The organism is Streptomyces sp. PA03-3a (genome assembly GCF_033792735.1).
Classification (GTDB): Bacteria; Actinomycetota; Actinomycetes; order Streptomycetales; family Streptomycetaceae; genus Actinacidiphila.
The window spans coordinates 274,138-293,109 of sequence record NZ_JARAVM010000004.1; the positions used below are offsets into that span (position 1 = coordinate 274,138).

Below are 18,972 nucleotides of genomic sequence, written 5' to 3' on the forward strand. Positions count from 1 at the left end.
TCACTCCGTTCGTGAGCGGTGGGCGGCGACCGCCGCGAGGGCCTGCCACGCCGTCTGCGGGCGCAGCGTCTCGCGGGGGTCGCCGTCGAAGGGGTCCAGGACGACGGTGTCCGCACCGAGCGCCCGCAGGTCCGCGAGGTCGGCGGTGATCTGCTCGAAGGTGCCCACACCCGCGAGCCGGTCCGGTCCGGTGACCGGTTCCGCCGTGATCCGCAGCGCGATGCGCGGCGCGAGGGCGGGTACGGGCCGCCCCTGCTCGCGTGCCTGGGAGGCGAGCTCGCCGACGGCCTCGCGCAGCCAGGGCAGGGTGAACCGCAGCGGGTGCCACGCGTCGCCGACGCGCACCGCCCGCCGGCGTCCCGCCGCGCTGTTGCCGCCGATCCAGAGCGGCACCGGGCCGCCGGCGTAGTCCGCCTCGTCCTTCCAGGCCTCGCGCAGGGCCGTGAGGTGCTCGTCCGTCAGCGCGCCGCGCCGCTCGAACGGGACCCCGAGCGCCGCGAACTCCTGCCGCGCCCAGCCCACTCCCACGCCGAGCACCAGCCGGCCGCCGCTGAGCATGTTGAGGTTCGCGGCCATCCGGGCCGTCAGCAGCGGGTGCCGGTACGGCAGGATCAGCACCGTCGTGCCCAGCCGGATCCGGTCGGTGACGCCGGCGAGCCACGACAGGGTGGTGAAGGGTTCGTAGAAGGGCGCCGGGTACTGCTCCGCCACATCCGGGGTCACCACGACGTGGTCGGAGACCATCAGCAGGTCGAAGCCCAGCCCCTCCACCGTCCACGCCCAGTCGCGCAGCACGCCGGGGTCGGTTCCGGGCCCGAAATTCGGGACGTTCACACCGATTCGCACCCCGTCAGGCTATCCAGCCGGCCGCCCCGGCCGGAAGGCATTCCTCCCGGTGTGATCGCCGTCCCTCCGTGGATCCGCCGGTATCTTCGCCGCATGGCCGAGTATCCCGACGTGACCGTCTGGGCGATCCGCCACGAACTGCAGCGCGGCCGGATCCCCTTCACCGAGCTGGCCCGACGGGTCGGCCTCGGCGCCTCCGCGACCACCGAGCGGGTGCGCCGGCTGGGGACCCGGGGCGTCATCACGGGCTACCGCGCCGAGGTCGATCTCGGCAAGGCCGGTTGCCCGGTGCTCGCGGTCGTCCGCCTCTACCCGGCAGCCGCCACGAGCCCCTGCACCGGCTGCTCGGCGAGCGCCCGGAGATCCTGGAGTGCCTGGGCACCACGGGGGAGGAGTGCTACGTGCTGAAGGTCGCCGCCGCGTTCATGGTCCACCTGGAGGAGGTCATGGACGAGTTGGCGCGGTTCGGGAGCGTCACGACCAGCGTGGTCTGCCAGCAGACCCTGCCGTACCGGGGACCGGGCGGCGCTCCGTCCGGCATGCTGTGAGCGTGGAGTCTGCGAAGGTCGTCGAAGAGCTGTGGCAGCGGATCCAGGCGCGCGACTGGGCCGGTGCCGGTGAACTGATCGCCGAGGACGCCGTGGTGGAGTGGCCCGTGAGCGGCGAGCGCATCGTCGGCAGGGCGAACTTCCTCGCCGTCAACAGCGAGTACCCGCAGGGCTGGTCGGTCCGCGTGCTCAAGATCGTGGGTGAGGACGATCAGGCAGTCTCCGAGGTCGAGGTGCCGCACGTGGACCTCGGCCTGTTCCACGCCGCGTCGTTCTGGACCGTCCGCGACGGGCGGATCGTCGCCGGCCGCGAGTACTGGACGAGCCCCGGCTCCGACCCCCGTCCGGAGTGGCGCGCCCGCTACGTCGAGCCGATGTAGCGGGCGCGCTCCGGGCGCGGTGCGTCAGCCGCCGATCGCCGGGTCGCTGGTGCTGTCCCGGCCCGTCTCGACGTGACCGGCGAGACGGCGCTCGAAGCCGCCGTCGTGGCCGGCGGTGACGGTCAGGTCGTACCAGCCGTGAGTGCGCTCGGTCCCGGCGACATGGACCACGTGGGCGCCCGGACGCAGCCGGTGGGAGGCCGCCTTGTGCTCGCCGTAGCCGTCCCGGACGGTGAGCGTGACCGTCTCGTGGCCGTGGTTGGTCAGGACCAGGCGCACGGCGCCGCTCCTGCCGTCGTGCCGGGCGCTGACCTCGGCACCCGCCGCCGCGGCCCGGCCGGCGAACCGGCGCAGGAAGCCGTTGGGGCCGTGCACGGTCACGTCGTAGTCGCCGTGGGCGCCCGCGGGGACGTCCCAGGCGCCGGTGAGCGAGTGCCCCGCCCCGACGGTGTACGTCCACGGACCGGAGGCGTCCGTCGTGGAGGTGACCAGGAAGGCGGCTCCGGCCTCGCCGTGGGACGCGAACTCGATCCGCAGCGAGCCCGCGGCGCTGATCCCGCCGTCCGCGGCGAGGTCGTACGGGACGGGCCGCGCCGGGCGCAGACCGTGCTCCTGACGGGGCAGCGAGCCCTGGGCGGGAGGCACCGGCGAGTAGTCGGGGTGACGGTCGCGGTCCGGCGGGAGGTAGCCGTCGGTGCCGGGCAGCCGCGGGGGCCGGCCGTCCTTGTGCCGGAAGTCGAAGGCCGTCGTCAGATCGCCGCAGACGGCGCGGCGCCAGGGGGAGATGTTGGGCTCGGTCACGCCGAACCGGCGCTCCATGAACCGGATGATGGAGGTGTGGTCGAAGGTCTGCGAGCAGACGTATCCGCCCCTGCTCCAGGGTGAGACGACGAACATCGGGACGCGCTGGCCCAGGCCGTACGGACCCGCCGGGCGCCCGCTGTCGCCGGGGTAGACGTCGAGGCCGACGTCGACGGTGGAGGCACCCTGCGAGGACGAGGCGGCCGGGAACGGCGGCACGACGTGGTCGAAGAACCCGTCGTTCTCGTCGTAGGTGATGAACAGGGCGGTCCTGCTCCAGACCTCGGGGTCGGAGGTGAGCGCGTCGAGGACCTGCGAGATGTACCAGGCGCCGTAGTTGGCGGGCCAGTTCGGGTGCTCGGTGAAGGCCTCGGGGGCGACGACCCAGGAGACCTCCGGCAGCTTCCCGGCCTTGACGTCGGCGCGCAGGATGTCGAAGAAGCCCTCGCCCCTGCGGGCGTCGGTGCCGGTGCGGGCCTTGTCGTACAGCGGGTCGCCGGGCTTGGCGTTGCGGTACTGGTCGAAGTAGAGCAGCGAGTTGTCACCGTAGTTGCCGCGGTAGGCGTCGTCGATCCAGCCCCAGCCGCCGGCGGCGTCCAGGCCGTCGCCGACGTCCTGGTAGATCTTCCAGGAGACCCCGGCCTTCTCCAGCCGCTCGGGATAGGTCGTCCAGGAGTAGCCCTTCTCGTCGTTGCCGAGGACGGGGCCACCGCCCTTGCCGTCGTTGCCGGTGTGGCCCGTCCACATGTAGTAGCGGTTCGGGTCGGTGGAGCCCATGAAGGAGCAGTGGTAGGCGTCGCAGACCGTGAACGCGTCGGCGAGCGCGTGGTGGAACGGGATGTCCTCGCGGGTCAGGTGCGCCATCGTCGTGGCGGACTTGGCCGGGATCCACCGGTCGTACCGGCCCTTGTTGAAGGCCGCCTGGGTGTCCTTCCACCCGTGCGGCAGGTCCTCCAGGAAGGCGAGGCCGAGGTCGTCGGCGTCCGGGCGGAAGGGCAGCACCTCCTTCGTCCCGTCCGACTGGTGCCAGACGGGTTTGCCGCTCGGCAGCGTGACGGGGTGCGGGTCCCCGAAGCCCCTGACGCCGCGCAGGGTGCCGAGGTAGTGGTCGAAGGAGCGGTTCTCCTGCATCAGCACCACGATGTGCTCGACGTCCTTGATGGAGCCGGTGCTCCGGTGCGCGGGTATTCCGGCCGCGCGGGCGATGCTGGTGGACAGCGCGGTCAGGGCGGCGGTGCCGCCCGCCAGCTGCATGAACCTTCTGCGGTCAAGGGCGTTCATGAAGGGACTGTCTCCCAAGGGGATGCGATGGGCGGTCGGATGTGCGAAGCCGTCAGCTTCCTCAACTTGTCCGAACAAGTGGGGGCCAGTACACGAACCGTTCGGGAAGCCTGGCCCAACCGGTCCCACGGTCGGCCGTGCCGTGAGCGGGGCCTGAGGTGCCGCCGTGGGATGCCGGGGGAGCGTGCACACTGAGCCCATGAACCGTCTCGAACGCTGGGAGCAGCGGACCAGGGCGTCGCTGCTCACCCTGGCCGCGGTGTTCGGTGCCGCGTACGCCCTGCCGATCCTGGTGCCGGCGGCCGACCCCGCGCTCATCACCACCGCGCACTGGACGGAGCGCACGGTCTGGGCCCTGTTCGCCGCCGACTACGCGGTCCGCCTGGCCCTGAGCGAGCGGCGCTGGGAATTCGTCAGGCGGCAGCCGCTCAGCCTGGCGGTGGTCCTCCTCCCGCTCCTCCAGCCGCTGCGCCTGCTGCGGCTGGTGTCGGCGCTCTTCCTGGTCGGCCAGCGGGTACGGCTGGCGGCTCAGGTGCGCCTGACGACCTATGTCGTCGGTGCGGTGCTCGGCCTGCTGGCGTTCGGGTCGGTCGCCGTCCTCGAGGCCGAGCGCGCCTCCCCGCACGGCAACATCCGCACCATCGGCGACGCCTTGTGGTGGTCCTTCACCACGATGACGACCGTGGGCTACGGGGACCACGCCCCCACCACGGGCGTCGGCCGGCTCATCGCGGTCGGACTGATGCTCTCGGGCATCGCCCTGCTCGGTGTGGTCACCGCCAACATCGCCGCGTGGTTCCTGGCGCGCTTCCAGGAGGACGAGGAGGAGAACCGGCGTGTCCAGGAGGTCACCGAGGAGCTGCTGCTGGAGGTCCGTGAGCTGCGCCGACAGGTCGCCGACCTCACGCGGGCCACGACCGGCGCCCGCGCCGGGGCGTCCGGACGGGCCGCCGAATAGCGCCGGCGGCGCCGTCGGACGGCGCCCCCGCCCCGCCGGCCGATAGGGCATCGCGTCCGAACGGATCAAGGGCGCACCGGAATGGGCAAGGTCACAGGTGTGCCCCCTGCTGCTCACCTGCTAACGGGCACTAACCTCTGAGCATGACGGTCCTGCCTGATGACGGGCTTTCTCTGGCCGCCGAATTCCCGGATGCGACCCACGAGCAGTGGCGGCGCCTCGTAGAGGGCGTCCTGCGCAAGGCGGGCAAGGACGTCTCGGGTCAGGCGGCGGAGGACGCGCTGTCCACCAGCCTCGAAGACGGGCTCACCACGCGCCCGCTGTACACCGCGCCCGACGCGCCCGACGCCTTCGGCGACGGCGTCGGACTCCCCGGCTTCGCGCCCTACACCCGGGGCGGTGCCCCGGCGGGCGCCGTCCTCGGCGGCTGGGACGTACGCCAGCGCCACGCGCGGCCCGACGCGGCCCGCACGAACGAGGCCGTGCTCGCCGATCTCGAGAACGGCGTCACGTCCCTCTGGCTCGTGCTGGGCGACGCCGGGCTCCCGGTGTCCGCGCTCGGCACGGTCCTGGACGGCGTCTACCTCGACCTCGCCCCGGTCGTGCTCGACGCCGGCGCGGACTTCGAGGCGGCCGGGCAGGCGCTGCTCGCGCTGTACGAAGAGCGCGGCGTGCCCCGCCGGGCCGCGCGCGGCAATCTCGGCGCCGACCCCCTCGGCCACGCCGCCCGTACCGGTGGGGTGGACGCCCTCGCCGAGCGCACCGCCGCCGCCGTGGGACTCGCCCGCCGGGCCCACGAGGGGTATCCGGGGCTGCGCGCGCTGACCGTGGACGCCCTGCCGTACCACGAGGCGGGCGGCTCGGCAGCCGAGGAACTCGGCGCGTCCCTCGCCACCGGCGTGGCCTACCTGCGGGCGCTCACCGAGGCCGGGCTGCCGGTCGACGCGGCCTGCGCACAGCTGGAGTTCCGCTACGCCGCCACCGCCGACCAGTTCCTGACGATCGCCAAGCTGCGCGCCGCGCGCCGGCTGTGGGCCCGCGTCGCCGAGGTGTGCGGCGCGACCTCGGCCGCTGCGGGGCAGCGCCAGCACGTCGTCACGTCACCGGTGATGATGACCCGCCGCGACCCGTGGGTGAACATGCTGCGCACCACCGTCGCCACGCTCGGCGCCGGTGTCGGCGGCGCGGACTCCGTCACGGTGCTGCCCTTCGACCACGCGCTGGGCCTGCCCGACGCCTTCGCGCGCCGCATCGCCCGCAACACCTCCACCATCCTCGTGGAGGAGTCCCACCTGGCCCGGGTCGTCGACCCCGCGGGCGGCTCCTGGTACGTGGAGCGGCTCACCGACGAACTCGCCGGGGCCGCCTGGGCCTGGTTCCAGGAGCTGGAGCGCGCCGGCGGACAGGCCGCCGCCCTCGCCTCGGGCCTGGTCGCCGACCGCTTGGCCGCGACCTGGGCGAAGCGCACGCGGGCACTGGCCGAACGCCGTGAGCCGATCACCGGCGTCAGCGAGTTCCCGCTGCTGTCCGAGGCGCCCGTCGAGCGCGACCCGGCCCCGGCCGCCCCTTCCGGCGGCCTGCCGAAGGTCCGCCGCGACGAGGCCTACGAGAGCCTGCGGGCCCGCTCCGACGCCCACCTGGCCGCGACCGGGTCCCGCCCGAAGGTCTTCCTGGCGGCACTCGGCCCCGCCGCCGCGCACACCGGCCGGGTCGGCTTCGCCGCCAACCTCTTCCAGGCCGGCGGTGTCGAGCCCGTCCACGACCCGGTGACGGTCGACGCCACGAGCGCGGCCGAGGCCTTCGTCCGCAGCGGAGCGCAGATCGCCTGCCTGTGCTCCAGCGACGCGCTCTACGCGGAGCAGGCCGCGGATGTCGCCGCGGCCCTGAAGGAGGCGGGCGCGGGCCGGGTGTTCCTGGCCGGCCGCCCCGGCGAGCGCGAGGCCGCCTACACGGCGGCCGGTGTCGACGGCTTCGTCTTCGCGGGCGGCGACGCGGTCGCCGTCCTGACCTCCGTTCTCGACCGGATGGGAGTGGCGTGATGCGGATCCCCGACTTCTCGGAGATCGAACTCGGACCGGGCGCCGGCGAGGGCGCCACCGAGGAGCAGTGGCGCGCCGCGGTGAAGGAGACCACCGGCCGCGGCGCCGAGGACCTGGTGTGGGAGACGCCCGAGGGCATCGGCGTCAAGCCGCTCTACACCGGCCGCGACCTGGAGGGCCTGGACTTCCTGGGCACCTACCCGGGCATGGCGCCGTACCTGCGCGGCCCCTACCCGACGATGTACGTCAACCAGCCCTGGACGATCCGGCAGTACGCGGGCTTCTCCACCGCCGAGGAGTCCAACGCCTTCTACCGGCGCAACCTCGCCGCCGGCCAGAAGGGCCTGTCCGTCGCCTTCGACCTGCCGACCCACCGCGGCTACGACAGCGACCACCCGCGCGTCACCGGCGACGTGGGCATGGCGGGCGTCGCCATCGACTCCATCTACGACATGCGGCAGCTCTTCGACGGCATCCCGCTGGACCGGATGACCGTGTCGATGACGATGAACGGCGCCGTGCTGCCGGTGCTCGCGCTCTACATCGTGGCGGCGGAGGAGCAGGGCGTACCGCCCGAGAAGCTCGCGGGGACCATCCAGAACGACATCCTCAAGGAGTTCATGGTCCGCAACACCTACATCTACCCGCCCAAGCCCTCGATGCGGATCATCTCCGACATCTTCGCGTACACCTCGCAGAAGATGCCGCGCTACAACTCGATCTCCATCTCCGGGTACCACATCCAGGAGGCCGGGGCCACGGCCGACCTGGAGCTGGCCTACACCCTCGCCGACGGCGTGGAGTACCTGCGCGCGGGGCTCGGCGCGGGCCTGGACGTCGACGCCTTCGCGCCGCGGCTGTCCTTCTTCTGGGCGATCGGGATGAACTTCTTCATGGAGGTCGCCAAGCTGCGCGCGGCCCGCCTGCTGTGGGCCAGGCTGGTCCGGCAGTTCGAGCCGGGGAACGACAAGTCGCTCTCCCTGCGCACCCATTCCCAGACCTCCGGCTGGTCGCTCACCGCGCAGGACGTGTTCAACAACGTCACGCGCACCTGCGTGGAGGCGATGGCCGCCACCCAGGGCCACACCCAGTCGCTGCACACCAACGCCCTCGACGAGGCCCTGGCGCTGCCCACCGACTTCTCCGCGCGCATCGCCCGCAACACCCAGCTGCTGCTGCAGCAGGAGTCCGGCACCACCCGGGCCATCGACCCGTGGGGCGGCTCCGCATACGTCGAGAAGCTGACGTACGACCTGGCGCGGCGCGCCTGGCAGCACATCCAGGAAGTCGAGAAGGCCGGCGGCATGGCGCAGGCGATCGACGCGGGCATCCCCAAGATGCGCGTCGAGGAGGCCGCGGCCCGCACCCAGGCGCGCATCGACTCCGGCCGGCAGCCCGTCATCGGCGTCAACAAGTACCGGGTGGACAGCGACGAGAAGATCGAGGTCCTCAAGGTCGACAACTCCTCCGTGCGCGCGCAGCAGATCGCCAAGCTGCGCCGGCTGCGCGAGGAGCGCGACGAGGCCGTCTGCCAGGACGCGCTCGCCGCGCTGACCACCGCCGCCGAGCGCGGCGCGGGTCAGGGCCTGGAGGGCAACCTGCTGGCGCTCGCGGTGGACGCGGCCCGCGCCAAGGCCACCGTGGGCGAGATCTCCGACGCCCTGGAGAAGGTGTACGGCCGGCACGCCGGGCAGATCCGTACGATCTCCGGTGTGTACCGGAACGAGGCAGGGGAGTCGCCGTCCGTGGACCGCACCCGCGCGCTGGTCGACCGCTTCGAGGAGGCGGAGGGCCGCCGCCCGCGCATCCTCGTCGCCAAGATGGGCCAGGACGGCCACGACCGGGGCCAGAAGGTGATCGCCACCGCCTTCGCGGACCTGGGCTTCACGGTGGACGTCGGGCCGCTCTTCCAGACCCCCGCCGAGGTCGCCCGGCAGGCGGTGGAGGCCGACGTGCACATCGTCGGCGTGTCCTCGCTCGCCGCCGGCCACCTCACGCTGGTGCCCGCGCTGCGCGAGGAACTGGCGGCCGAGGGCCGCGAGGACATCATGATCGTGGTCGGCGGCGTCATCCCGCCGCAGGACGTCCCCGAACTGCTCGGCATGGGCGCGGCCGCGGTCTTCCCGCCCGGCACCGTCATCCCCGACTCGGCGTACGACCTGGTCACGCGGCTGGCCGCCGCGCTCGGCCACGAACTGTGAGCCCATGCCTCCCCCCATCGACCTCGACGCGTACGTCAAAGGCGTGCTGGACGGCTCCCGGGCGTGGATCGCGCGCGCCATCACCCTGGTGGAGTCGTCGCGGCCCGATCACCGGGAGCTCGCCCAGCGGCTCCTGACCGAGCTGCTGCCGCACGCGGGCAAGGCCCGCAGGATCGGCGTCAGCGGGGTGCCGGGGGTGGGCAAGTCGACCTTCATCGACGCCTTCGGCACCCTGCTCACCGGCCTCGGCCACCGGGTCGCGGTGCTCGCCGTCGACCCGTCGTCCACGCTGACCGGCGGCTCCATCCTGGGCGACAAGACCCGGATGGAACGGCTCGCGGTGGACCGCTCGGCTTTCGTGCGGCCCTCGCCGTCGGCCGGGACGCTCGGCGGCGTGGCCAAGGCGACCCGGGAGTCCGTCGTCGTCGTGGAGGCGGCGGGCTACGACGTGGTGCTCGTGGAGACCGTGGGTGTCGGACAGTCCGAGACCGCGGTCGCGGGCATGGTCGACACCTTCCTGCTGCTGACGCTGGCCCGGACCGGTGACCAGCTCCAGGGCATCAAGAAGGGCGTCCTGGAGCTCGCCGACGTCATCACCGTCAACAAGGCCGACGGCCCGCACGAGCGCGACGCCCGCGCCGCCGCACGTGAACTGTCCGGCGCCCTGCGGATGATGACCCCGGTGGACACCGCCTGGACCCCGCCCGTGCTCACCTGCAGCGCCCGCGAGGGCACCGGCCTCGACACCCTGTGGGAGCGGCTGGAGCAGCACCGCACGCTGCTGGAGTCCACGGGCCGGCTGGCCGCCAAGCGGCGCGACCAGCAGACGGAGTGGGCCTGGAGCATGGTCCGCGAGGAACTGCTGGGCCGCCTGCGGGGCCACCCCGAAGTGCGCAGGCTGACCCCGGAGATCGAACGGCAGGTCCGTGAGGGCACGCTGACGCCCACCCTGGCCGCCGCGCGCATTCTCGAGGCCTTCTCCGGCTGAGCCGGACCGCCCCGGGTCAGGCCGCCCGCGCCTGGCCCCGGGGCACGGCGCACCGTCCCGCCGCCCACAGCGCTCCGGGCATGTTGCAGTCCGGGCCGACCTGGTGGCGGTCGACGTAGGCGAACAGCCGCCGTGCCTCCACCATGTGTGCCGCGCACGCGAACGAGCCGTGCCCGGGCAGCCATTGGATGTGCCACCGCGCGGGTTCCGCGCACGGCTGCGCCGCGTCGGCGGCGATGCGGCCGCACGGCGTCGTGCCGTCGACGGGTATCGGGGTGAGCCGGGGCGTGATGGGACCGGTCATGGGCAGGCCTCCTCTGCCGCGCGCGCGACCTGTGCGCGTGTGGGTGACGGGCCGCTTGCGCGCACTCGATGTCGGTATGCCCCGTCATGGTGGCCTCCGACGCATGTGCGGAGGTCAGGAGTTGGTAACCGCCGGGGAGCCGGGGGCGGGCGGCGGCCGCACGTTGCGGCGTACTCGTTCCTCGCCGTCCTCGAACGGCACGGGGTCGTTGATGGTGCACCGGCCCGGCGATCGCCGCGCCGTCGGGCTGGTGACGAGGCCCGGGTGGGGCCGGGCCGTTCGCGGTGCCGCGCGCGGGTCAGCTCGCGTACGCGGTGGGCGGCACGCCGACGGTCGCGGTGAAGTCCCGGACCAGATGGGCCTGGTCGCTGTAGCCGAGTTCCGCGGCAAGGGCGGACCAGTCGACGGCCGCCTCGGACTCCGCGCGCTCCAGGGCCTCGTGGATGCGGTAGCGGAGGATGACCCACTTCGGGCTGACGCCGACGTACGCCGCGAACAGCCGCTGCAGCGAGCGGGCGGACATGCCCTCGGAGCGGGCGAAGTCCTCCACCCGCAGGATGGAGCGGTCGTGCCGGATGCGGTCGGCCAGCGCCGCGGCAAGGGCCGCCTGCGGGTCGGGTGCGGGGGCGAGCGACAGCAGGAACGCGTCGAGGGCGGCGACGCGGGCGTCCTCGTCCCGAGGGCCGAGCACCGCGCCCGGCACGGCCTCGTGGCCGGGCAGCGCGTCGTCGAGCTGGACACGCCGGCCCGTCCAGTGCGACACCGGCACCGCGGGCGCGAAGGGCCGGAAGCCGCCGGGCCGGAACTGGATGCCGCAGACGCGCCCGGTGGCCTCCAGCTTCTGCGTGAACAGCTCCAGCCCGATGCCCGAGACCTCGCCGAAGTCCGGGGCGGTGCCGTGGCGCTGGAAGACGATGTTGACCGAGGGGTGCGGCACGACGTGCGAGGCGTAGGGCTCGGCGAGGTCCCAGTCGATCAGCCAGTAGTGCTCCAGGTACGGGCGCAGCGCTGGAGCGGGCGCCCGGCGCCGGAAGCGGACGCGGGCGAAGAGCTCCGGGGCGTCGACGATGCCCCGGGTGTCGCGGCGCGGGCTGTCCGGACCTGCCATACCGGCGATCCTACGGGGCGCCCCTGTCGCGTTTCTTCAAGCCGCCGGGCCCTGCCCCGCCCTAGCGTCGGCCCCATGACGACGAGAACCGGTGAACTGCTCGCCGCGGCCCGCGACCGGGCCCTGCCCCTGGTGCGCGCGCTGCCCGACGACGCCCTGGCCGCGCCGACGCCCTGCGCCGAGTACGACGTGCGGAACCTGCTCAACCACCTCTTCCACGTGGTCGTCGGCTTCCAGGCCCTCGCGGCGCGCGAGGAGGCCGACTTCTCCCTCACCCCGGACCGTCTCGCCGAGTACGGCGACGGCTGGCGGGCGCGCTTCGAGGAGGAGACGGGACAGCTGGTGGCCGCCTGGGCGGTACCGGGCGCCGACGAGGGCGTGGCCGGGTCGATGAACCTGCCCGCGCGCACCGTCGGCGCGATGGCGTTGCTGGACCTGACGGTGCACCCCTGGGACCTCGCCCGTGCCACCGGGCTGCCGTTCACGCCGCACGACGAGGGGCTGCGGGCGCTGGAGGAACTGGTGGCCGCGATGGGGCCGACCGCCCGGAAGATGGGGGTTTTCGGCGAGCCCGCGCCGGTGCCCGCCGGGGCCTCCGCCTTCGAGGCGCTGCTGGCGGGGACGGGCCGCGATCCGCGCTGGAGCCGCCCGGCGGCATAGCGGGAAACACTTTTGCAACTGGTTGCACAATCGCGCCCGGTGGTCTACAAAAGTCGGGACGACACCGCGCGCCGCCGCCCGAGGAGACCCCGCGATGAGCCCGTACCCGCACCTGCTGAACCCGCTCGACCTCGGCTTCACCACACTGCCGAACCGGGTGCTCATGGGCTCGATGCACATCGGACTGGAGGAGGCCGAGGGCGGCTTCGAGCGGATGGCCGCGTTCTACGCCGCCCGGGCCCGCGGCGGCGTCGGCCTCATCGTCACGGGCGGCATCGCCCCCAACGACCGGGGCCGCCCCTACCCCGGCGGGGCCCGGATGACCACCGAGGCCGAGGCGGCGCAGCACGCCGTCGTCACCGAGGCCGTGCACCGCGCCGGCGGCCGCATCGCCATGCAGATCCTGCACTTCGGCCGGTACGCGTACCACCCCGAGCTGGTCGCCCCGAGCGCGCTGCGGGCACCGATCAGCCCCTACGTCCCGCACGCCCTCACCGGCGAGGAGGTCGAGGAGACCGTCGAGGACTTCGTGCGGGCGGCCGCGCTCGCGCGACGGGCGGGGTACGACGGCGTCGAGATCATGGGCTCCGAGGGCTACCTGATCAACGAGTTCATCGCCTCCGCCACCAACCACCGCGACGACCGCTGGGGCGGCTCCTACGAGAACCGGACCCGCTTCCCGCTGGAGATCGTCCGCCGCACCCGCGAACGGGTCGGCCCGGACTTCATCATCGTCTACCGGCTGTCCATGCTCGACCTGGTGCCCGGCGGCTCCACCCTGGAGGAGGTCGTCTCCCTCGCCAAGGAGATCGAGGCGGCCGGCGCGACGATCATCAACACCGGCATCGGCTGGCACGAGGCGCGCATCCCCACCATCGCCACCTCCGTCCCGCGCGGCGCGTACAGCTGGGTGACGAAGCGGCTGATGGGCGCGGTCTCGGTGCCGCTGGTCACCAGCAACCGGATCAACACCCCCGAGGTGGCGGAGCGGTTGCTCGCGGAAGGGGCCGCCGACATGGTGTCGATGGCCCGCCCGATGCTCGCCGACCCCGACTTCGTGGCCAAGGCCCGCGAGGACCGCGCGGACGCCATCAACACCTGCATCGGCTGCAACCAGGCGTGCCTGGACCACACCTTCAGCGGCAGGCTCACCTCCTGCCTGGTCAACCCCCGGGCCTGCCACGAGACCGAGCTCGTCCTCCTCCCCACCCGGCTGCGCAAGCGCGTCGCCGTCGTCGGCGCCGGTCCCGCCGGGCTCGCCTGCGCCGTCTCCGCGGCCGAACGCGGCCACGCCGTCACCCTCTTCGACGCCGCCGACCGGATCGGCGGCCAGCTGAACATCGCCCGCAAGGTGCCGGGCAAGGAGGAGTTCGACGAGACGCTGCGGTACTTCCGCACCCGCCTCGCCGAGGAGGGGGTGGAACTGCGCCTGGGCACGCACGTCACGGCGGAGACCCTGGCGGACGAGGGCTTCGACGAGATCGTCCTGGCCACCGGCGTCACCCCGCGCACGCCTGACATCCCCGGTGTCGACCACCCGAGCGTGCTGAGCTACCTCGACGTGCTGCGCGACGGGGCCCCGGTCGGCGAGCGCGTCGCCGTCGTCGGCGCGGGCGGCATCGGCTTCGACGTCGCCGAGTTCCTCACCGACGGCGGCGAGGGCGCGAGCCGGGACCCGCAGACGTACTTCCGCCAGTGGGGTGTCGACACCGAGTACCGCGGGCCCGGCGGGCTGCGCGCGCCCGAGCGGCCGAAGCCGCCGCGCACCCTGCACCTGATCCAGCGCAAGACCACCAAGGTGGGCGCGGGGCTGGGCAGGACCACCGGCTGGATCCACCGCACCGAGCTCAAACACCGCGGCGTGACCATGGTCGCGGGCGCCGTCTACGAGCGCATCGACGACGAGGGCCTGCACATCACCGTGGACGGCGAGCGGCGGACCGTGCCCGTCGACACCGTCGTCCTGTGCGCGGGTCAGGAGCCGCGCCGCGACCTGTACGAGGCGCTGCGCGCGGCCGGGCACTCCGTGCACCTCATCGGCGGGGCCGACGTCGCGGCGGAGCTGGACGCCAAGCGGGCCGTCCGCCAGGGCACCGAGCTGGCCGCGGCGCTGTGAGCCCGGGCCGTCCGTAGGATGCGGACATGTCGCTGCCGCACGCCATCCTCACCGCCCTGCTGGAGAAGCCGTCGTCGGGGCTGGAGCTGGCACGCCGCTTCGACCGTTCCATCCGCTACTTCTGGTCCGCGACGCACCAGCAGATCTACCGCGAGCTGGGCCGGCTGGAGGACGCGGACCTGATCCGGGCCCTGCCCGCGGCCCAGCCCGCCCGCGGGCAGCGCAAGGAGTACGAGGTGCTGCCCGCGGGCCGCGCCGAACTCGTCGCCTGGGTGGCCGCCACCGAGGACCCCAAGCCGATCCGCGACCCGCTGCTGCTGCGCCTGCGCGCGGCGGCGGTCGTCGGGACCGACGGGCTCGCGGACGAGCTGCGTCGTCATCTGGAGCTGCACGAGCGCCAGTTGGCGCAGTACGCCGAGATCGAGCGGCGCGACTTCCCGCCGGGGCGCGGCGCCGACGAGGACCGGCTGCGGCACCTGGTGCTGCGTGCGGGCATCGAGCTGGAGACCTTCTGGGCGCAGTGGCTCGGTCAGGCGGTCGCCGAGGTCGAGGAGATGGGACGCATCTGACCGGCCGCCGGGGTCGGCGGCCGGCGATGTCGTCGGCGGTGACGTGGCCGAGGGCCGTCGCAGGCGACGGCCGAGCCCGGCGCGGATGCGGCCCGGTGCGGCCGCGCCGGCGTTGCCCGCGGCGTACAGCGGGTGCCGCCGCGGTGAGTCCGGCGGCGAACAGCCGCCCCGCGCCGCGCCGTCCCGCGCGGCACCTGGTGGCGGGAGAGCTGCCGCGTGCGGTCGTCGGCCAGGGCGGACGCTGTCATGGCGGGCCTTCGGCGAGGAAAACTGACGCTTCCTCAGCTATGTGCGGCCGGTGCCCGGCGACGTCAGGGCGCGCGCGTCCGTCACCGTGTACGGCGCAGGGCCAGCAGTGCCGCGTCGTCGCCGAGTCCGCCGCCGCTCCAGGACCGCAGATCGGCCAGGACCCGGTCGAGCAGGTCGTCCGGGTCCTGCTCGGGCATCTCCCGCACCCGCTCGGCGAGCGGGTAGAAGCGGCCCCGCCGGTCGCGCGCCTCGATCACGCCGTCGGTGCAGAACAGCAGCAGGTCGCCGCGGTGGAAGGGGACCGTCCGCGGGCGGTAGCGGTCGCCGGTCAGGGCGAGGAGCCCGAGCGGCGGCGCGGGGACCTTGGGCGTCAGCTCGGTCACGGCGCCGTGGCGCCGCAGCAGGGGCGCGGGGTGGCCGCAGTTGACGAGCACGGCGCCGTCGCCCTCCTCCGGCACGGCCAGCAGGACGGCGGTGACGAAGTCCTCGCCGCCGCTGCCGCTGCGGGCGAGCGCACTGTCCAGCCGGGCCGCGACCGCGTCCAGGCCCGGCTCCGAGCGGGCGGCGTCCCGGAAGACGCCGAGGACGTCGGCGGCGGTCTCCACGGCGGCCAGCCCCTTGCCGCGTACGTCGCCGAGCAGCACCCGCACCCCGTGGTCGGTCGGCACCACCTCGTACAGGTCCCCGCCGATGCGGGCCTGCGCCTCCGCCGCCACATAGCGCACCGCGACCCGCAGCGGGCCGATCCGGGGCGGCGGCGGCCGCAGCAGGGCGCTCTGCGCCGCCTCGGCGACCCCGCGCACCCGGGCCAGCTCCCTCTCCCGCCCGGTGATCAGCACGACGGCGCCGGTGCTGGTGAAGGTCACCGCGAGCACGGTGATCGCGGAGGCCACGTGGACCAGCGCCGGGACCCCGTGGTTCGCCGCCGCGAGCGCGAAGACCAGGCCGATCGCGAGCGCGCCCGCCGCGAGCGGGCCGCGGGCCCGGCGGGAGTGCGCGCCGGCGAGCACCGGGAGTGCCGCCAGGACGGGGGCGAGGGTCGTACCCGGGCCGCTGGTCAGGTCCAGGACCACGCAGCCGGCGATCAGCAGGTAGGCCAGCACCAGGAAGCAGAGCGCCCCGCGGGGCAGTGCGAGCGGGGGCACGCCGGTGCGCGTGTGCGGGCTGCGGGCCATGGGTGCCGGCCCTCCTGTCGCCGGTGAGGGACACCCCTTCTCCATCTTCGCCGCACCGGGCCGGTGACGGCGGGAATGGACACGGCGGCCCCCGTGTTGAACCCCACGTCCGAAGAAAACGAAAACCATTATGGATGCGGAGAGGACCTCGCATGGCACGCAGCGAGCAGCGCCCGGTGATCACGCTCCGGTCGACCGCCGGCACCGGCACGGCCTACGTGACCCGCAAGAACCGGCGCAACGACCCGGACCGGATGGTCCTGAGCAAGTACGACCCCGCCGTCGGCCGTCACGTGCCGTTCCGCGAGGAGCGCTGACACCGGCGAACACAGCCGTCCCCCGTCCCCGCCGCAGACTGGAGCACACCGTGCAGCACTCGATCCACCCCGCCTACCGTCCGGTCGTCTTCCGTGACCGCAGCGCGGACCTCGCCTTCCTCACCCGCTCCACGATGACCGCCGAGAAGACCGTCGTCTGGGAGGACGGGAACACCTACCCGGTGGTCGACGTGGAGATCTCCTCCGCGAGCCACCCGTTCTACACCGGCAACGCCCGCGTCATGGACACCGCGGGCCGCGTCGAGCGCTTCGAGCGCCGGTACGGCACCGGCCCCCGCCGGGGCTGACGGCCGGGGGCCGCGGCGCCGCTCAGGTCTTGCGGTACGTGTACGCGTCCTGAGCCGCCGCGGCCACGGCGTCGAGGTCCGCCCCCGTCGACGCGGTGACCACCGCCGCCACCGCGCCCTCGACGAAGGGCGCGTCGACCAGGCGGGTGCCGGGCGGCAGCTCGTCGCCCTCGGCGAGCAGCGCCTTCACCGTCAGGACGGCGCTGCCCAGGTCGGCGATGACGGCGACACCGTCGCCCCGGTCCACCGAGCGCGCGGCGGCGGTGATCTTGCCGGCGTCCGTGCCGAGCCCGCCGTCCGGCGCGCCGCCGGCGGCGGCCACCGGCACGTCGGTGCCGCCGCCGCTCAGGCCGGTCGCCATCCGCGCGACCGCCTCGGCGACCTGCGCGCTGTGCGACACCAGTACCAGTCCGACGGTCATTGCGTGCCCTCCCGGGCGGCGCCGGCCAGGGCGCCCACCAGGAGCGCCGAGGACGCCGCCCCGGGATCCTGGTGCCCGATGCTGCGCTCCCCGAGGTAGCTCGCCCGGCCCTTGCGGGCCAGCAGGGGCACGGTGGCCAACGCCCCCTCGTCGGCGGCGATCGCGGCCGCCGACAGCGCCTCCGCGAGCCCGGCGCCCTTGTCGAGGGCGAAGGTCAGCGTCTCCACGGCCGGTGCCAGCGCGTCCAGCATCGTCTTGTCGCCCTGTGCCGCGCCGCCCAACTGCGCCACGCCGTCCACCCCGTCCCGCAGCGCCTGCGCCAACTGCTCCGGCGCCACCTGCCGGGCATCGCCCAGGGCCTTGCCCGCCTTGCGCAGCAGCGTCCCGTACAGCGGGCCCGAGGCCCCGCCGACCGTGCTGATCAGCTGCCGCCCGACCAGCACCAGCACACCGCCCGGGGTGTCCGGCGGCTCCTTCTCCACCGCCGTGCGCGCCGCGATGAAGCCGCGCCGCATGTTCGCTCCGTGGTCGGCGTCCCCGATGGGGGAGTCCAGTTCCGTCAGCCGGTCCGCCTCGCGCTCGATCACCGATGCCGCGGCGGTGAACCAGCGGCGGAGGAAGGCCGTGTCGATCACCTGGCCCGCTCCGGTGGACGATGCCTCGCTCATCTCTCCCGCTCTCCTCAACCTCGCTCAGGCGCCCCAGCACAGGGCCGGTGTGCTCACCGGCGCGTCCCAGAGCCGCAGCATCTCCTCGTCCACCTGGCACAGGGACACCGACGCGCCCGCCATGTCCAGCGACGTCACGTAGTTGCCGACCAGTGTGCGGGCCACCGTCACGCCGCGCGCCTCGAGCACGCGGTGCACCTCGGCGTTGAACCCGTACAGCTCCAGCAGCGGCGTCCCGCCCATGCCGTTCACCAGCAGCAGCACCGGACCGTCCGGGCGGAGGTCGTCCAGGACGGCGTCGACGGCGACCTCGGCGATCTCGCCCGAGGTCATCATCGCCCGGCGTTCCCGGCCCGGCTCGCCGTGGATGCCGATACCCAGCTCCAGTTCCCCCGCCGGGAGGTCGAAGGTGGGCGCGCCCTTGGCCGGTGTGCTGACCGCGGTCAGCGCGACGCCGAAGCTCCGCGAGACCTCGTTGACGCGCCGCGCGACGGCCTGGACGCGCTCCAGCGGCGCTCCCTCCTCGGCCAGCGCGCCGGCGATCTTCTCCACGAAGAGCGTGGCACCGGTGCCGCGCCGCCCCGCCGTGAACAGGCTGTCGGTCACGGCGACGTCGTCGTTGACCAGGACCTTGCCGACCATGATCCCCTCGTCCTCGGCCAGCTCGGCGGCCATGTCGAAGTTCAGCACGTCACCGGTGTAGTTCTTCACGATGAACAGCACCCCGGCCCCGCTGTCCACCGCCGCGGCCGCCCGCACCATCTGGTCGGGCACGGGGGAGGTGAACACCTCGCCCGGGCACGCCGCGTCGAGCATCCCGCGTCCCACGAACCCCCCGTGCAGTGGCTCGTGCCCCGACCCGCCCCCGGAGAGCAGCGCGACCTTCCCCGCGACCGGCGCGTCCCGGCGCACGATCACCCGGTTCTCCACGTCCACGGTCAGCTCCGGATGCGCTGCCGCGAACCCCCGCAGGGCGTCGGCCACCACGGTTTCCGGGACATTGATCAGCATCTTCATGGAACGGCTCCGTCCAAA

The 18,972-nt window shown here is 73.8% G+C and carries 18 protein-coding genes and 1 pseudogene; 11 read left to right on the plus strand and 8 right to left on the minus strand.

Going from position 1 to position 18,972, the window contains the following annotated elements:
- The gene (locus PV342_RS06840) at positions 1–846 is read right to left on the minus strand and encodes an LLM class flavin-dependent oxidoreductase (protein WP_500316156.1); all 846 of its coding nucleotides are present in this window, start codon (positions 844–846) and stop codon (positions 1–3) included.
- A 93-nt stretch (positions 847–939) separates the two neighbouring features.
- Between PV342_RS06840 and PV342_RS06845 the strand changes: the two are divergent.
- Positions 940–1,394, plus strand: a pseudogene (locus PV342_RS06845) (Lrp/AsnC family transcriptional regulator).
- 2 nt (positions 1,395–1,396) lie between these two features.
- Positions 1,397–1,774: a nuclear transport factor 2 family protein gene (locus PV342_RS06850; protein ID WP_400800260.1), complete on the plus strand. Its 378-nt coding sequence runs from the start codon at positions 1,397–1,399 to the stop codon at positions 1,772–1,774.
- A 24-nt stretch (positions 1,775–1,798) separates the two neighbouring features.
- On the opposite strand, the gene PV342_RS06855 is transcribed toward PV342_RS06850, so the two are convergent.
- Positions 1,799–3,856 carry a phosphocholine-specific phospholipase C gene (locus PV342_RS06855; RefSeq protein WP_400800257.1) on the minus strand — a complete coding sequence of 686 codons (2,058 nt, stop codon included), beginning with the start codon at positions 3,854–3,856 and terminating at the stop codon, positions 1,799–1,801.
- A gap of 199 nt (positions 3,857–4,055) precedes the next feature.
- Here PV342_RS06855 and PV342_RS06860 point away from each other — a divergent pair, with 199 nt between their 5' ends.
- From PV342_RS06860 to meaB, 4 genes are all read left to right on the plus strand, one after another.
- Positions 4,056–4,814 carry a potassium channel family protein gene (locus tag PV342_RS06860; protein ID WP_500316158.1) on the plus strand — a complete coding sequence of 253 codons (759 nt, stop codon included), beginning with the start codon at positions 4,056–4,058 and terminating at the stop codon, positions 4,812–4,814.
- Between the two features lie 143 nt (positions 4,815–4,957).
- The gene (gene mutA / locus PV342_RS06865; RefSeq protein WP_400800251.1) at positions 4,958–6,853 is read left to right on the plus strand and encodes a methylmalonyl-CoA mutase small subunit; all 1,896 of its coding nucleotides are present in this window, start codon (positions 4,958–4,960) and stop codon (positions 6,851–6,853) included.
- On the plus strand, positions 6,853–9,054 hold the full coding sequence (gene scpA / locus PV342_RS06870) for a methylmalonyl-CoA mutase (RefSeq protein WP_400800248.1): 2,202 nt from the start codon (positions 6,853–6,855) through the stop codon (positions 9,052–9,054). The genes mutA and scpA overlap by 1 nt, the downstream gene beginning before the upstream one ends.
- A 4-nt stretch (positions 9,055–9,058) precedes the next feature.
- Complete coding sequence (gene meaB / locus PV342_RS06875; RefSeq protein WP_400800246.1) at positions 9,059–10,042, plus strand: methylmalonyl Co-A mutase-associated GTPase MeaB; 984 nt, start codon at positions 9,059–9,061, stop codon at positions 10,040–10,042.
- A 16-nt stretch (positions 10,043–10,058) separates the two neighbouring features.
- Here meaB and PV342_RS06880 read toward each other — a convergent pair whose 3' ends face one another.
- Both PV342_RS06880 and PV342_RS06885 read right to left on the minus strand, forming a co-directional pair.
- The gene (locus PV342_RS06880; protein WP_400800243.1) at positions 10,059–10,346 is read right to left on the minus strand and encodes a hypothetical protein; all 288 of its coding nucleotides are present in this window, start codon (positions 10,344–10,346) and stop codon (positions 10,059–10,061) included.
- A 298-nt stretch (positions 10,347–10,644) separates the two neighbouring features.
- Positions 10,645–11,454, minus strand: a complete 810-nt coding sequence (locus PV342_RS06885; protein ID WP_400800240.1) for a DUF6597 domain-containing transcriptional factor — start codon at positions 11,452–11,454, stop codon at positions 10,645–10,647.
- Positions 11,455–11,529: 75 nt separating this feature from the next.
- On the opposite strand from PV342_RS06885, the gene PV342_RS06890 reads away from it, so the two are divergent.
- From PV342_RS06890 to PV342_RS06900, 3 genes are all read left to right on the plus strand, one after another.
- Positions 11,530–12,114, plus strand: a complete 585-nt coding sequence (locus tag PV342_RS06890) for a TIGR03086 family metal-binding protein (RefSeq protein WP_400800237.1) — start codon at positions 11,530–11,532, stop codon at positions 12,112–12,114.
- A 94-nt stretch (positions 12,115–12,208) separates the two neighbouring features.
- Entirely contained in the window at positions 12,209–14,230 is a 2,022-nt protein-coding gene (locus PV342_RS06895; RefSeq protein WP_400800232.1) for an FAD-dependent oxidoreductase, read from the plus strand.
- Between the two features lie 26 nt (positions 14,231–14,256).
- On the plus strand, positions 14,257–14,799 hold the full coding sequence (locus tag PV342_RS06900; protein WP_400800228.1) for a PadR family transcriptional regulator: 543 nt from the start codon (positions 14,257–14,259) through the stop codon (positions 14,797–14,799).
- Between the two features lie 329 nt (positions 14,800–15,128).
- On the opposite strand, the gene PV342_RS06905 is transcribed toward PV342_RS06900, so the two are convergent.
- A complete protein-coding gene (locus PV342_RS06905; RefSeq protein ID WP_400800225.1) occupies positions 15,129–16,223 on the minus strand; it encodes a PP2C family protein-serine/threonine phosphatase in 1,095 nt (364 codons plus the stop codon).
- A gap of 152 nt (positions 16,224–16,375) precedes the next feature.
- Here PV342_RS06905 and rpmG point away from each other — a divergent pair, with 152 nt between their 5' ends.
- Together rpmG and PV342_RS06915 are read left to right on the plus strand one after the other, a co-directional pair.
- The gene (rpmG, locus tag PV342_RS06910; RefSeq protein ID WP_018561168.1) at positions 16,376–16,540 is read left to right on the plus strand and encodes a 50S ribosomal protein L33; all 165 of its coding nucleotides are present in this window, start codon (positions 16,376–16,378) and stop codon (positions 16,538–16,540) included.
- A 50-nt stretch (positions 16,541–16,590) separates the two neighbouring features.
- Positions 16,591–16,848 (plus strand): type B 50S ribosomal protein L31, encoded by a 258-nt coding sequence (locus PV342_RS06915; protein WP_386990604.1) that lies wholly within the window; start codon positions 16,591–16,593, stop codon positions 16,846–16,848.
- Between the two features lie 22 nt (positions 16,849–16,870).
- Here the strand turns inward: PV342_RS06915 and dhaM are convergent, their stop codons facing one another.
- Genes dhaM through dhaK form a run of 3 tightly spaced genes read right to left on the minus strand, consistent with a single transcriptional unit; the run spans position 16,871 to position 18,954 of the window.
- Positions 16,871–17,269, minus strand: a complete 399-nt coding sequence (gene dhaM, locus PV342_RS06920; protein ID WP_500316160.1) for a dihydroxyacetone kinase phosphoryl donor subunit DhaM — start codon at positions 17,267–17,269, stop codon at positions 16,871–16,873.
- Positions 17,266–17,937 carry a dihydroxyacetone kinase subunit DhaL gene (dhaL, locus tag PV342_RS06925; protein WP_500316162.1) on the minus strand — a complete coding sequence of 224 codons (672 nt, stop codon included), beginning with the start codon at positions 17,935–17,937 and terminating at the stop codon, positions 17,266–17,268. The genes dhaM and dhaL overlap by 4 nt, the downstream gene beginning before the upstream one ends.
- Positions 17,938–17,961: 24 nt before the next feature.
- Complete coding sequence (dhaK, locus tag PV342_RS06930) at positions 17,962–18,954, minus strand: dihydroxyacetone kinase subunit DhaK (protein ID WP_361001186.1); 993 nt, start codon at positions 18,952–18,954, stop codon at positions 17,962–17,964.
- Positions 18,955–18,972 lie beyond the last annotated feature (18 nt).

Bases quoted from the DNA above. Each gene is read 5' to 3' on its own strand.
- PV342_RS06855 (WP_400800257.1), bottom strand. From the start codon at position 3,856: ATGAACGCCCTTGACCGCAGAAGGTTCATGCAGCTGGCGGGCGGCACC.
- PV342_RS06860 (WP_500316158.1), top strand. From the start codon at position 4,056: ATGAACCGTCTCGAACGCTGGGAGCAGCGGACCAGGGCGTCGCTGCTC.
- mutA (WP_400800251.1), top strand. From the start codon at position 4,958: ATGACGGTCCTGCCTGATGACGGGCTTTCTCTGGCCGCCGAATTCCCG.
- scpA (WP_400800248.1), top strand. From the start codon at position 6,853: ATGCGGATCCCCGACTTCTCGGAGATCGAACTCGGACCGGGCGCCGGC.
- meaB (WP_400800246.1), top strand. From the start codon at position 9,059: ATGCCTCCCCCCATCGACCTCGACGCGTACGTCAAAGGCGTGCTGGAC.
- PV342_RS06880 (WP_400800243.1), bottom strand. From the start codon at position 10,346: ATGACCGGTCCCATCACGCCCCGGCTCACCCCGATACCCGTCGACGGC.
- PV342_RS06885 (WP_400800240.1), bottom strand. From the start codon at position 11,454: ATGGCAGGTCCGGACAGCCCGCGCCGCGACACCCGGGGCATCGTCGAC.
- PV342_RS06890 (WP_400800237.1), top strand. From the start codon at position 11,530: ATGACGACGAGAACCGGTGAACTGCTCGCCGCGGCCCGCGACCGGGCC.
- PV342_RS06895 (WP_400800232.1), top strand. From the start codon at position 12,209: ATGAGCCCGTACCCGCACCTGCTGAACCCGCTCGACCTCGGCTTCACC.
- PV342_RS06900 (WP_400800228.1), top strand. From the start codon at position 14,257: ATGTCGCTGCCGCACGCCATCCTCACCGCCCTGCTGGAGAAGCCGTCG.
- PV342_RS06905 (WP_400800225.1), bottom strand. From the start codon at position 16,223: ATGGCCCGCAGCCCGCACACGCGCACCGGCGTGCCCCCGCTCGCACTG.
- rpmG (WP_018561168.1), top strand. From the start codon at position 16,376: ATGGCACGCAGCGAGCAGCGCCCGGTGATCACGCTCCGGTCGACCGCC.
- dhaM (WP_500316160.1), bottom strand. From the start codon at position 17,269: ATGACCGTCGGACTGGTACTGGTGTCGCACAGCGCGCAGGTCGCCGAG.
- dhaL (WP_500316162.1), bottom strand. From the start codon at position 17,937: ATGAGCGAGGCATCGTCCACCGGAGCGGGCCAGGTGATCGACACGGCC.
- dhaK (WP_361001186.1), bottom strand. From the start codon at position 18,954: ATGAAGATGCTGATCAATGTCCCGGAAACCGTGGTGGCCGACGCCCTG.